The sequence below is a fragment of the Actinospica durhamensis genome, from assembly GCF_018139695.1.
Lineage (GTDB): Bacteria > Actinomycetota > Actinomycetes > Streptomycetales > Catenulisporaceae > Actinospica > Actinospica durhamensis.
Map to the genome: position 1 here is coordinate 1 of NZ_JAGSOG010000071.1, position 13,810 is coordinate 13,810.

9 protein-coding genes are annotated in these 13,810 nt (G+C 72.5%); 8 read left to right on the forward strand and 1 reads right to left on the reverse strand.

The features are described from left to right. The 3 genes from KDL01_RS16075 to KDL01_RS16085 all read left to right on the forward strand — a co-directional run. Positions 1-2,217: RHS repeat domain-containing protein (locus KDL01_RS16075; protein ID WP_212529308.1), on the forward strand; the 2,217-nt coding region annotated here is incomplete at its 5' end. After that, positions 2,218-2,676 (forward strand): SMI1/KNR4 family protein, encoded by a 459-nt coding sequence (locus tag KDL01_RS16080; RefSeq protein ID WP_212529309.1) that lies wholly within the window; start codon positions 2,218-2,220, stop codon positions 2,674-2,676. A gap of 54 nt (positions 2,677-2,730) precedes the next feature. After that, positions 2,731-4,035: a beta-propeller fold lactonase family protein gene (locus tag KDL01_RS16085; protein WP_212529310.1), complete on the forward strand. Its 1,305-nt coding sequence runs from the start codon at positions 2,731-2,733 to the stop codon at positions 4,033-4,035. Between the two features lie 28 nt (positions 4,036-4,063). On the opposite strand, the gene KDL01_RS16090 is transcribed toward KDL01_RS16085, so the two are convergent. After that, positions 4,064-5,083, reverse strand: a complete 1,020-nt coding sequence (locus KDL01_RS16090; protein WP_307846354.1) for a LacI family DNA-binding transcriptional regulator — start codon at positions 5,081-5,083, stop codon at positions 4,064-4,066. Positions 5,084-5,567: 484 nt separating this feature from the next. Here KDL01_RS16090 and KDL01_RS16095 point away from each other — a divergent pair, with 484 nt between their 5' ends. The 5 genes from KDL01_RS16095 to KDL01_RS16115 all read left to right on the forward strand — a co-directional run bounded on the left by KDL01_RS16095 (position 5,568) and on the right by KDL01_RS16115 (position 13,712). After that, complete coding sequence (locus tag KDL01_RS16095) at positions 5,568-6,977, forward strand: ricin-type beta-trefoil lectin domain protein (RefSeq protein ID WP_246576512.1); 1,410 nt, start codon at positions 5,568-5,570, stop codon at positions 6,975-6,977. A 2-nt stretch (positions 6,978-6,979) separates the two neighbouring features. Next, positions 6,980-9,166 (forward strand): RICIN domain-containing protein, encoded by a 2,187-nt coding sequence (locus tag KDL01_RS16100; RefSeq protein WP_212529332.1) that lies wholly within the window; start codon positions 6,980-6,982, stop codon positions 9,164-9,166. A gap of 91 nt (positions 9,167-9,257) precedes the next feature. Then, positions 9,258-9,944, forward strand: coding sequence for an alpha-ketoglutarate-dependent dioxygenase AlkB family protein (locus tag KDL01_RS16105; protein ID WP_212529311.1), 687 nt, complete (start codon positions 9,258-9,260; stop codon positions 9,942-9,944). Between the two features lie 24 nt (positions 9,945-9,968). After that, complete coding sequence (locus tag KDL01_RS16110; protein WP_212529312.1) at positions 9,969-10,613, forward strand: DUF1707 SHOCT-like domain-containing protein; 645 nt, start codon at positions 9,969-9,971, stop codon at positions 10,611-10,613. Positions 10,614-10,751: 138 nt separating this feature from the next. Further along, positions 10,752-13,712: an AfsR/SARP family transcriptional regulator gene (locus KDL01_RS16115; protein WP_212529313.1), complete on the forward strand. Its 2,961-nt coding sequence runs from the start codon at positions 10,752-10,754 to the stop codon at positions 13,710-13,712. Positions 13,713-13,810: the final 98 nt, after the last annotated feature.

A 13,810-nucleotide genomic window follows, 5' to 3' on the forward strand; every position in this document is an offset into this window, starting at 1 on the left:
CCGATCGGCCCCGGCATGCCCACCCGGGTCGCCCTGGTCGACGGCTCAGGGGCCGGGCACCTGTTCGTCCTGGCCAAGCACGGCAGCGCGGACCCGCTGGCCTGGGACTATCAGTCCCCTGCCGGAGTGCACCTGTACCTGCAACGCACCGGAAGCGCCGACCCCGACCGCGCCTGGGTGCTGACCCGCCCCGACCGCACCCAGTTCTTCTTCGGTCTCGACGGGGTGGCCAGCGCCATCGTCGACCGTGTCGGCAACACCGTGGCATACCAGTACGCGGAGCCCGCGGGCGCGCCGTTCCGACACCTGCTCGCCGTCGTGGACGCGGCCGGTCGACGCACCCTGACCTTCCATTACCGCGGCCAGACGACGACCACGACGACCACGACGACCACGCCCCCCGCCGCGAGCCCCCAGGCGGCCCAAGGCGCGGCTGCGGCGGCCCACGCGTCATCCGCCGGTGCTTCCGCGCCCGTCCCCGCCGTCGACGTCCCCGGTGGTGCCCAGGCGCGCATCGACACGATCACCGACCTCGCAGGCCACGTACTCACCTTCGGCTACGATCCGGCGGGCCGCCTCATCGCCCTTACCGAGGCCGCGGGCAGCCCGGTGGCCCGCACCTTCGGCTTCGGCTACGCCGCGGCCACCGCCGGCGCCACCACCTCCACCGCGCCAGCCGGGCCGCTGACCTCCGTCATCGACCCGCTGGGTCATTCGACCAGGCTCGCCTACTTCCCGGCCACCGCCGATCGCCTCCATCGCCAGCGCGTCAGCACCCTGATCGACCGGGCCGGCGGCAGCCGATCCTTCGACTACGTCCCCGCCCGGGCGGGCGGTCCCGGCCTGGTGGACTCGGTCATGACCGACCCGGACGGCCACCGCACCGTCCTCGCGCTCGACGCCGAGGGCCGCACTGTGCGCGCGACCGACGCGCTCGGCCAGAGCACCGATCTCGGCTGGGACGCCGACGACGACGTGGTGCGGCTGCGCGAGGCCGACGGCGCCGTCTTCACCTGGGTCTACGCCCCGGGTACCGGCCTGCCGCTGACCATCGCCGACGCCGTCGCGAACGCCGCGGCCGGGCCGGGCCGGGCGCCCGCGGCCACGACTCTGGACTACCGCTCGAGCCTCGGCGGCCACGTCGCCGACCTGCTCGCCCAGACCAGCCCGGAAGGCCGCCGCTGGACCTTCGGCGTCGACGGGTACGGTGAGCCGGTCTCCGTCACCGACCCGCTCGGCAACGCGGTCGGTCCCGAGCACGGAGAATTCAGGCAGCTGCGATACGACCGGTACGGCGACCTGCTCGCGTCGGCGGACGGGGCCGGGCGCACGACCCGCTACGCCGACTTCACCGCCGCCGGGTTGCCGCAGACCACCACCGACCCGTTCGGTGTCGTCACCCGCACCCGGTACGACGCGCTCGGCGAGATCACCTCGACCGAAGCCCCCACCGGCCCGCATGGCTTACCGCTGCTGAGCACCTGCGCGTACGACGCCCTCGGCCGTGCGCTGACCTCGACCGTGACGGTCGGCGCGGCCCCCGCCGAGGTCACCCCGGCACCGGTGTACGACGCCGACGACGACGTGCTGCGGCGCGAGGATCCGTCGCAGGGTACGACGTACTCCCGCTACGACGCCATGAACCGCCTGCTGTCCCAGACCGACCCGGTCCGGCCCGACGCGGGGACCGACCCGCGCGCCCTGCCGCAGACCACGTACACGTACGACCTGGAGGGCGATCTGCTCACCGAGACCGCTCCGCTCGGCAACACCCCGGCCGGCGCGGGCGGATACGTCACGCGGTACCGCTACGACCCGGTCGGCCGCCTCATCCAGACCACTGACGCGTTCGGCGGCCGCACCACCGTCCGCTACGACGCGGTGGGCGACGCGGTCGAGCAGATCGACCCGCGCGGCAACGCCTCCACCGACCCGTCCGCCTGGGCCCACACCACCGTCTACGACCTCGACCACCGGCCGATCCTGGTCACCGACGCCTCCGGCGACTACACCGTCACCCGCTACGACCTCGACGGACTGGTCACCGACCGCACCGCGGAGCCCGTCGACCCGAGCGTCCCCGACACCGACGCGGGGCTGCGCCCCTATCTGACCCACACGACCCGCGACGCCGACGGCCGCGTCGTCGAGTCCGACCCGCCGCGCGACGACGAGTCGGACGCGGCAGCCGAGCCCGAGCCGGATGGAGAGTGGTAGATGGCACAGCACGTGTTCGCCGAAGAGCAGCACAGCATGTACGACGCCCCGCCCCTGGACGAGGAGTTGATCCGGGACGCGGAGCAGGCCCTCGGTGTGCGGCTGCCGCGCGCCTACCTGGACGCGCTGCGCGAGCGCAACGGGGGCGTGCTGGCGCGGCAGAGCTACCGGGTGGACTTCACCTCGGACTGGGGCGACGGCTCGGTCACCGTCGAGGCGCTGCTCGGCATCGGCGGCCGCTGGGGCGTGGACGTGATGTCGCGTTACCTGGTCGAGGAGTGGGAGTACCCGCCCGGCATCGTCGTGTGCATGCTCCCGTCCGGCGGCCACGACACGGTGATGCTGGACTACTCGGAATGCGGCCCGCACGGTGAGCCCGCCGTCGTCTACGTGGGCGAAGACCGTTTGCCCCGCCGCATCGCCGAAGACTTCCAGAGCTTCCTGGACGGCCTGAACTGAGCCCAGCCTGCCTGCCTGACCGATCTCGCCACCTCACCGCCACTCGGAGGCACCGTGACCCGCCGACGCACCCGTCCCGCTCCCCGTCCGGCCGTCCGTCTCGCCGCCCGCACCCGTCCCCGCATCCGCTCGCGCGCGGCCACGGCCGTCGCCCTGGTGCTGGCGGCCGTGGCCGCGACCGGCACGGCCCATGCGGCCGGTCCCCGCCTCGTCATGCTGCCCGGCGCGACCATGCCGCTCGGCCTGCCCGGCTTCGGCGGCATCGTCGCCGACGACGCCGTGCGCAGTGTGTTCGTCTCCTCGGGGCCGACCGGCCACAGCGTCGCGGAGATCGGCTACACCGGCACCGTCACCGCGACGCTCGAGCACGAGAACGGCGCCTCCGGCATGGTCCTGAGCCCCGACGGCCAGACCCTGTACGTCGCCCTCGCCAACGCCGACGCCGTGGTCGCCATCGACACCGCCGCCTTCACCGAGAAGGCGCGCTACCCGCTCCCCGCCCACTCCTGCCCGACCACTCTGGCCCGCACCGGCCCGGACGTCTGGATCGGCTACGGCTGCGCCGGAGCGGCAGCCGCGGGCGCGGGTGGGACTTCGGGCGTGGGCGCCGGCGTGGCCGTCCTCGCCACCGACGCCGCGTCACCCACGGTCGTTCTCGGCAAGCAGGACTCGAAGACGCCCGTGCGCTACGCGGCAGCGCCGATCCTCGCGGCGGCGGATTCGCCCGCCACGCCGACCGCCGCGACTTCGCCCGCCGACACACCCGACCCGACCGTCGCGACCGCCCAAGGTTCGACGGCCACCGCGCTCCACCCGGCCGCCACGACCACCACCGCCACCACCGCCACCACCCCGACCCCGGACCGGCTCGTGGTGGGCGAGCCCGGACAGAGCGCGAACGACCTCGCCACCTACACCACGACGGCGGGCCCCGACCCGTCGCTCACCCTGGTCAGTTCCGCGCCCCGCAGCGGCGGCGGGGAACTGACCGACCTCGCCGTCTCCCCGGACGCGGGCACGGCGTTCGCGGCCTCCGGATCGCAGGCCACGGTCGACGCCTTCACCACCTCCGGCCTCGCCGACGCCGGGCAGTACCAGACCGGTCTCGGCCCCGACGCGCTCGCGCTCTCCCCGGACGGCACCGAACTCGCCGCCACGACCTCGATCCCCGAGTCGAACGTCTACGTCTGGCGGATCGGGGCCCCGGCGGCTCCCATCGGCGACTACAGCCTCCCGCTGGCCGGCGCCCCGGCGCCGCGCGGCCTGGCCTTCTCGGGCGACGGCAGCATGCTGTTCCTCGTCACCGACCCGGCCTCCGGCTCCGGCGGTCCGACGCTCGAGGTACTGCGGCTGCAATAGTTCCCTGAACAGGCCCTGGCGCACCCTCCTACCTGCTCGGTCCGCCGGCGGGCGGCACGGGCACCGGGCCGGTGCTCGCTCGCACCACCAGTTCCGTCGCCAGTTCGATGCTGAGCGCCTCGTGGGCATGGCCCTCGAGCTGGCGCATCAGCATCGTGACGGCGACCCGGCCCATCTCCTGCAGGGGCTGGCGCACGGTGGTCAGGCGCGGGGTGGTGGCGCGGCTGACGTCGATGTCGTCGAAGCCGGTGACGGACAGATCCTCGGGGACGCGCAGGCCTCGGGCCGCGGCGGCCTCGAGCACGCCGACCGCGACCTTGTCGTTGAAGCAGACGATCGCGGTCGGCCGGGTGCTCGCGGGCAGGTCGAGCAGCTCACCGCCCGCCGCTGCGCCGGTGTGCGCGGCCGGCTCCCCGTGGCGCAGCAGCGCCGGATCGCCGAGCACGCCGGCCTCGGACAACGCGGCGAGGTGGCCGCCGACCCGGTCGTCGCGGGCCCGCCAGTAGGGCGGGCCGGTGATCACCCCGACCCGCCGGTGGCCGAGGCCGATCAGGTGGCGGGTGACGGCGCGGGCGCCGGAGAAGTGGGCGGCCGAGATCGACACCGTCTTGCGCGGGACGGTGATGCGCGGGTCCACGATCACGAACGGATAGCTGCGCGCGGCCAGCGACTCCAGATCGGTGCGGGACTCCGGCGGGAGTATCAGGACCGCGCCACGTGCGTCTTTCCGGGCGGGCAGGCTGCGCAACACCGAGGATTTCAGGGTCGCGTCACCCACGTCCAGGATCATCTCCTGGCCGTGCAGCGCGAGCGTCTCAGCCACCGAAGTCACGACGTGGCCGAAATAGTCGGTCAGCAGATACGGGCAGCGCACGAACACCGGGGGCCGCGGCCCCTGCGCGGGGGACCGGCGCCGCGGCTCCGGCGCACGCTCGCCGAGGCGCTCGACCACGTCCTGCACCCGCCGCCGGGTGGCCGGAGCGACGTTGTCCCGGTCGTTGAGCACCCGCGAGACGGTGGCCACGGACAGGCCCGCCGCGTCCGCCACCGCCCGCACGGTCACCCGCGAGGCCAGGAAGGCGGAGCCGAGGGAGCCGGAGGCGCCCGCGGGATGAGGGAGGCCACCGGGACCGTCCGGTCCGGCCGGATCGGACGGACGCGCGGAATTGGTTGGACCAGTCGAGCCGGTCCCGACCGACCCGTCCGACGCGAGCGAGTCAGCCCCCGCCGACGCTTCCCGCGCGTCCCAACCGACCCCTGACACACCCTTCTCAACATCGTGTGTTCCGGTACCGGAAGCCGGGGTTCCGGTACCAAAACCTGTAACAGACGGCTGTTTCATCTCTCCCCCATAACGATCTCGGGCGGTCAGAACAGGTCTGGACCAGAGTGGTTGACTCCATTCGACAGCATTGCTGCAATCACTGGCGCAGTCCGTTTCTGACTTGTTTCAGAAGCGATGCAAGGAGTTTCCCATCCCCACGGCGGGATTCCCACCCCGCCGCCACCGCTCGTGTCGAAGGGATTCACCGATGCGCAGCACCACGCCCATGTTCAAAGCCCGAGGGAGAGGCGCAGCAGCCGCCACCTCCACCCTCCGGGCCAAAACCCTGGCCCTGGCGGCCGGGACCGCGCTGGCCGCGTCGGGCCTCGGGCTGGCCACGGCCGGCTCCGCCGCGGCGGCCTCGTCCTTCCCGGCGCACTACGCCGCGCCGTACCTGCAGATCAGCACGTCGGACTCCGGCGACATGGCCGCCGACATGGCCGCGACGGGCCTGAAGTACTACACGCTCGCCTTCCTGATCCCGCAGTCCGGCTGCACGCCCGAGTGGGAGGACGGCGGCGACTCGGTCGGCGCCTTCAACTCGCAGATCAGCTCGCTGCAGGCGGCCGGCGGCAACGTCATCGTCTCCTTCGGCGGCGCGGACGGCGGTGAGCTCGCGCAGACCTGCACCAGCGTCTCCTCGCTCACCGCGGCCTACCTGAACGTGGTCAACACCACCGGCGCGACCCGCCTGGACTTCGACATCGAGGGCGGCGTGCTGTCCGACACCGCCTCCACCACGCGCCGCGACCAGGCCCTGGCCGCGCTGCAGGCCGAGGACCCCTCGGTCCAGGTGGACTTCACCCTCGCGGTCGCGCCCAACGGCCTGCCCACCGGCACCGGCTCGGAGTACGCGCTGCTGCAGGACGCGAAGAACCAGGGAGTGAAGGTCTCCGTCGTCAACATCATGACGATGGACTTCGGCAACGGGCAGAACGCCCTGAACGACGCCGAGTCCGCGGCGCAGGGGACCGCGAGCCAGCTGGCGGGCCTCTACGGGATCTCCACCTCGGCCGCCTACAACATGATGGGCCTGACCCCGATCGCCGGGCAGAACGACGACAACGAGGACTTCACCACCGCCAACGCCTCCACCCTGGAGAGCTTCGCGGCGGGCAACGGCGTCGGTGAGCTCTCGTTCTGGGAGGTCGACGGCTACGACAAGGGCACCGGGTACCAGTACTCGTCGATCTTCAACAAGATCACCGGTACGACGAGCGGTGGCGGCGGTGGCACCACGACCACCGGGACGGTCACCGGCTACGAAGGGCTCTGCCTCGACGACCGGTCCGCGAGCACCGCGAATTACAACCCGATTCAGGTTTATACATGTAACGGCACCAACGCGCAGCAGTGGACGGCCACGTCGAGCAACACACTGCAGGTGCTCGGCATGTGCCTCGACGTGGACGCGGCAGGCACCGCCAACGGCACGCTGGTGGACCTCTACACCTGCAACGGCACCGGCGCGCAGACCTGGGTGCACCAGTCGAACGGCGAGCTGCTGAACCCGAACTCGGGCAAGTGCCTCGATGACACCGGCTACGGCGGCTCCGGCACCCAGGTCCAGATCTGGGCGTGCGCGGACACCTCCAACCAGCAGTGGAACATCCCGTGACGATGACCTCGACGATCAGGCCTCTGACGCGGCGCTTCATCGCGCTGCTGACCACGCTGGGCTTGGCGCTCACGCTCAGCATGGCCCTGGCCCACCAGGCGCAGGCCGCCACCGGCACCGGGACGGTCACCGGATACGAAGGGCTGTGTCTGGACGACCGGTCCGCAAGCACCGCGGACTACAACCCGATCCAGGTCTACACCTGTAACAGCACCACCGCGCAGCAGTGGACGATCGACACCTCGGCCAACACGCTGTCGGTGCTCGGCATGTGCCTCGACGTGAACGCGGCGGGCACCGCCAACGGCACGCTGGTGGACCTCTACACCTGCAACGGCACCGCGGCCCAGGTCTGGGAACCGCAGTCCAACGGCGAGTTGCTGAACCCGAACTCGGGCAAGTGCCTCGACGACACCGGCTACGGCGGCTCCGGCACCCAGGTGCAGATCTGGGCGTGCGCCGACACCTCCAACCAGCAGTGGACGGTGCCGACCACCACGTCCGGCGGCGGCGGTGGCACCGGCACCACGCCGGCCTTCGGGTCGAACGTGTACGTGTTCAACACCTCGATGGCGACCTCGACCATCCAGGCCGACATCAACTCGGTCTACTCGTCGCAGCAGTCGAACCAGTTCGGCACGCAGCGCTACACGCTGATGTTCGAGCCGGGCACGTACAACGTGACGGTCCCGGTGGGCTACTACACGCAGGTCATCGGGCTCGGCCAGAACCCGTCGCAGACCGTGATCAACGGCGGTATCTACGTCGACGCGGCCTGGAACGGCGGCAACGCGACCGAGAACTTCTGGCGCGACGTGGAGAACATCACCGACAACCCGTCCTCCGGCACCATGGAGTGGGCCGTCTCGCAGGCCGACCCGATGCGCCGGGTGCAGATCAACGGCAACCTGACGCTGGACGACTACACCTCGGGCAACTCCTCGAGCAACTGGTCCTCCGGCGGCTTCATCAGCGACTCGGTGATCACCGGCCAGGTGAACTCCGGCTCCCAGCAGCAGTTCATCATGCGCAACGACAAGATGGGCAGCTGGACCGGGTCGAACTGGAACATGGTGTTCGTCGGTGACACCGGCGCGCCGTCCCAGAGCTTCCCGAGCCCGCCGGACACCACCGTCAGCACCACCCCGACCGTGGACGAGAAGCCGTACCTGTACATCGACTCCTCGGGTAACTGGGACGTGTTCGTACCCTCCAACCGCACGAGTTCGCAGGGCGTCAGCTGGTCCGGCGGCAACACCGCCGGTACCTCGCTGCCGATCAGCGACTTCTACATCGCCACGCCCAGCGACACCGCCGCGACGCTCAACTCGGCGCTGTCCTCGGGCAAGGACCTGCTGTTCACCCCGGGTGTGTACCAGATCAACGGCACGATCAACGTGTCGAACCCGGACACGGTGGTGCTCGGTCTGGGTCTGGCGACGCTGGTGTCCAACAGCGGTGACACGATCCTGTCCACCGCGGACGTCAACGGGATCCGGATCGGCGGTCTGATCTTCGACGCCGGTACGACCAACAGCTCCACGCTGGTGCAGATCGGCCCGAGCGGTTCGAGCGCGAGCCACGCGTCGGACCCGACGGTGCTCTCGGACGTCTTCGCCCGGATCGGCGGGGCCACCGTCGGCAAGGCCACGCAGACGCTCGTGATCAACAGCAGCAACGTGGTCGGCGATGACCTGTGGCTGTGGCGGGCGGACCACGGCAACAGCGGCACGGTCGGGTGGAGCACGAACACCGCGGCCAACGGCCTGGTGGTCAACGGCGCCAACGTCACCATGTACGGGCTCGCGGTCGAGCACTACCAGGCCGTGCAGGTCCAGTGGAACGGCAACGGCGGCGCGGACTACTTCTACCAGTCCGAGATGCCCTACGACCCGCCCAACCAGTCCTCCTGGATGGACGGATCCGCCGACGGCTACCCCTCGATCAACGTCGCCGGCTCCGTCACCTCGTTCGCGGCGTACGGCGTCGGCGTCTACTGCTACTTCAGCACGAACTCAAGCGTGGTCAGCGCCAACGCGCTCACCTCGCCGACGAGTTCCGGGGTGGTGTGGCATGACATGGTGACCGTCTCGCTCGGCGGGGTCGGCACCATCTCGCACATCGTCAACAACACCGGGTCCACGGTGAGCTCCAGCAGCACGGTGGCGGACCTCAGCTCCTACAGCTAAGGTCCTCCAGCCAGACCATAGAGCCGGAACCCAGCCGGGCCGGGCGCGCTGATCGAGGCGCGTCCGGCCCGGTCCGTCTTAGGCTGGAGCCATGCTTCCGTTCCCCGAGCACGCGGAGCGCGGCGTGCGGGTCGAGGTCGCGCCCGGGGCCGTGCACCTGCCCGGCTGGCTGCCCGTGGCGCGGCAGCGGGAGCTGGTCGCGGCGTGCCGGGAGTGGGCGCGCGGGCCGGTGCCGATGCGGCACACGCGGCTGCCCACGGGCGGGGTCATGTCGGTGCGGACGGTGTGCCTGGGCTGGCACTGGCAGCCCTACCGCTACAGCCGGACCGCGGACGACGTGAACGGCGCGCCGGTGGCGGCGCTGCCGGACTGGCTGGCCGAGCTCGGGCGCCGGGCCGTCGCCGACGCGTATCAGGACCTTTCGGCGCGGGAGTACGACCCGGACGCCGCCCTGATCAACTTCTACGACCGCGACGCGAAGATGGGGATGCACCAGGACCGGGAGGAGCGCTGCCCGGCGCCGGTGGTCTCGCTGAGCATCGGCGACACCTGTGTGTTCCGATTCGGCAACACCGCCACCCGCAACCGGCCGTGGCGGGACGTGCGGCTGCTCTCCGGCGACGCCTTCGTTTTCGGCGGTCCGTCCCGATTCGCCTACCACGGGGTGCCGAAGATTCACCCGGACACCGGGGATCCGGCCACCGGTATGCGCGGCGGCCGGCTGAACCTGACCCTGCGCCAGACCGGACTGGGCTCCGACGAGCCTGGTCCCGGTTGACCCGGACCGCTTACGCTACCTCCCATGACTGAGGACAGGCTGCCACAGCAGCGGCCGGAGTTGAGGGCGTCGCACGCGGACCGGGACCGGGTCGCGGAGCAGCTGCGGATCGCGGCGGGCGACGGCCGGCTGACCATGGACGAGCTCGACGAACGGCTCGACAAGGCGCTCAACGCCCGTACCGGCAGCGAACTCGAACTCCTGCTGCTCGACCTGCCGGCGGTCGCGGGCCCGGGCAGCGGCCTGCTGCCCGCGGTGGAGGCCAAGGAGCTGGTGCGGATCGAGGTCACTAGCGGCAACGCGAACCGGCAGGGGCGCTGGGCGGTGCCGCAGGCGATGAGCCTGCGGGTGCGCAGCGGCAACATCAAGCTCGACCTGACCGAGGCGGTCGTCTCCGGCCCGGTGCTCAAGCTCGACGTCGACGTGCGCAGCGGCAACATCGTCATCGTGACCCGGCCGGGCATCGAGGTGATGATGGACGAGGTCAACGTGCGCAGCGGCAACGTGAAGGTGCGGGTGCCCAAGGAACAGGCCTCGGTGCCCGCGTACCTGCGGGTCGAGGTGGTCGGCTCGGTCGGCAGCGGCAACGTCCTCGCCCGTCCGCCGCGCCGCGGTTTCATGGACTGGCTGCGCTCCCGGCCGATCCGCTATCCGGAGCTACCGCGCTGAGGCGCTGATCGCGCACCCGTCGCCGCTCGTACGCCCGCCTGGTGGGGCTGCGTACGCACGGCCGCGAGTTCCCGCCCGCGGGCCCCGGGCGCGGACTCCCGAGCACGACTCAGAACGCTGTGAGGCGAGGTATCCTCGATGCCTGAAACAGTGGAGTACGGGCTGCTGGGACCGGTGACCGTCCACTGCGACGGGTTGCCGGCGGCACTGCCGCGGCGGCAACGCGAGCTGCTGGCGGCACTGCTGCTCTCGGCCGGCCGAGTGGTGAGCGTGGAGGCCTTGCTGGTCACGCTCTGGGGCGCCGCGCCCCCGCCGACCGCGCGCGCGAGCCTGCACAACCACGTCAAGAGGCTGCGTTCGGTGCTGGACGCGGGCCGGGAGCCGGCCGAGCGGCGGCTGCTGACCGAGCCGGGCGGCTATCTGCTGCGGCTCGGCGCCGACGTGCTGGACGTGACCCGGGCCGAGACGCTGCTGGCCGCGGCCCGCTCGGCCGCGCGGGCCGAGGACTGGGCCGAGACCTGCGAGCTGGCCGCCGACGCGCTCGCGCTCTGGCGCGGGGAGCCGCTGGCCGACCTCGGCTCGGACGCGCTGGCCCGGGAGGCGCCGCGGCTGTCCGAGCTGCGGCTGCAGGTCTGGGAGACCCGGCTGGAGGCGCAGATGCACCTCGGCCGCAACGCCGAGGTCATCAGCGAGCTGCGGGCGCTGGCCCAGGAGCACCCGCTGCGCGAGCAGCTGCACGGCCTGCTGATGCTCGCGCTCTACCGCTGCGGGCGGCGGGCGGAGGCGCTGGCCGTGTACCGGGCCGCGCGCCACGTGCTGGTGAGCGAGCTCGGCAGCGAGCCGACCCCCGAGTTGCAGCGGCTGCACCAGGAGATCCTGTCCGACGAGCCCGCCGCTCCCGCGCCCGCGCCCACGGCCGTGCCGCGGCAGCTGCCGCCGCCGGTGGCCGGCTTCGTCGGCCGGGAGAGCGAGCTGGCCGGGCTCACCGCGTACCTGGACCACGCCGCGCACGACGGCGCGACCATGGTGATCTCGGCGATCGGCGGGACGGCCGGGGTGGGCAAGACGGCGCTCGCGGTGCGCTGGGCGCACAGCGCGGCCGCGCGCTTCCCGGACGGCCAGCTGTACGTCAACCTCCGTGGATACGATCCGCAGGACCCGGTGGACGCGGACGACGCGCTGGCCGGCTTCCTGGTCGCGCTGGGCGTCGCGGCGCCGCGCATCCCGGCCGGGCGGGGCGAGCGGATCGCCGCGTACCGCAGCCTGCTGGCCGACCGCAGGGTACTGATCGTGCTGGACAACGCGCGCCGGCTGGAACAGATCAGGCCCCTGCTTCCTGGTGCACCCGGCTGCGCGGTCCTGGTCACCAGCCGGGAGGCGCTCGGCGGCTTGGTGGCGCGCGACGGCGCGGTCCGGCTGGATCTGGACGTGCTGGCGCCGAACGCGGCGGCGCAGCTGCTGCGGGAGCTGATCGGCGAGCGCGCGCGGCGGGACGAGGCGGCGGCGCGGATGCTGGCCGAACTGTGCTGCGGCCTGCCGCTCGCGCTGCGGATCGCGGCCGAGCTCGCCGCGCTGCGCCCGGGAGCGGAGCTGGCCGAGATCGCCGAGGACCTCGCCGACTCCCGGCACCGGCTCGACGCCTTCGACGCGGGCGGGGACGAGGCCAGCGCGATCCGGGCGGTGTTCTCCTGGTCCTACCGGACGCTCGAGCCCGAGGTGGCCCGGGCCTTCCGGCTCGGCGCGCTGCATCCGGGACCCGCGTTCGACGCGTACGCGGCGGCCGCCCTGCTCGGCACCGACCTGCCCGGGGCGCGGCGGCTGCTTGACCGGCTGGCCCGCGCCTATCTGGTGCAGCACGCCGGGCCGGGCCGCTACGCCATGCACGACCTGCTGCGGGCCTACGCGCGGGAGCTGGCCGCGGCCGAGGAGTCCGAGGCCGAGCGTCGCGCGGCCCTGACGCGCTTGTTCGACCTCTACCTGCACACCGCGGCGCAGTGCGCCGACGCGCTCTTCCCGGCCGAGTCCTCGCGCCGCCCGGCCGTCGCGGCCCCGCCCGGCCCGATCCCGCGGGTGGCGAACCCGTCCGCGGCCACGGCCTGGCTCGACGCCGAGCGGGCCAACCTGGTCGCCACCGCCCTGCACGCCACCGGCTTCGGCTGGCCCGACCACACCACCCGGCTCTCGGTGATCCTCTACCGCTACCTCGACGCCGAGGGGCACTTCTCCGAGGCCGCGCTGGTGCACACGCAGGCCCGGCGGGCCGCGGCGCTGCTGGCCGACGTCTCCGCCGAGGCGGCCGCGCTGCGCCAGCTGGCCAGCGTCGACTTCCGGCAGGGCCGGTTCGCCGCGGCCGCGGACCAGCTGAACCTGGCGCTCTCGCTGCTCGCCGCGGTCGGCGACACCCGCGGCCAGACCCACACCGTGCACAACCTCGGCCTGGTCGAACGCCACCAGGGCCGGTTCCTGGACGCGATCGGGCACCTGCGCCAGGCGCTCGCGCTCAACCGGGCGCAGGGCGACACCCTCGGCGTCGCCAGGACCCTGATGAACCTGGCGGTGACCGAGCGCAGCCTCGGGCAGTTCGGCCCGGCGGTGGAGCACCTGACCGAATCCCTGGTGCTCTACCGGGAACTGCGCGACCGGATGGGCCGGGACGCGCTCACCGTGGCCGGGGAGGCCGACGCGCTGACCAACCTGGGCGTGGTGGACCTGCGCCTGGGCCACGCGGTGCAGGCGGCCGACCGGCACCGGCAGGCCATCGCGCTCTACCGGTCGGTGGAGGACCAGCGCGGCCTGGTGGAGGCGATGGTGAACCTGGGCGCCGCGGAGCGGCATCAGGGTCTTTATCCGATGGCCGGGCGGCACCTGGAGCAGGCGGTGGCGCTGTGCCGGGAGCTGGGGGACCGCTACTGCGAGGCGGACGCGCACGCCAACCTGGGCGTGGTGTACCTGCGCGACGGGCGCCATCCGCAGGCGGCCGATGAACTGCGCCTCGCGCTCGCGCTCTACCGCGATCTGGGAGACCAAGCGGGCCTGGCCCAAGCACTCGAGAGCCTGGGCCAAGCCCGGGCGGCCGTCCCCCACGGACGTTCCGGATGACCTGGCACCTCACACCCCGCCGCGGTGCGACGGACCTATCCGGGAGCCGCGGCCCGGCCCGGGGACCGAAGGCCTCCGAAACCGGCGCGAATGCCGCG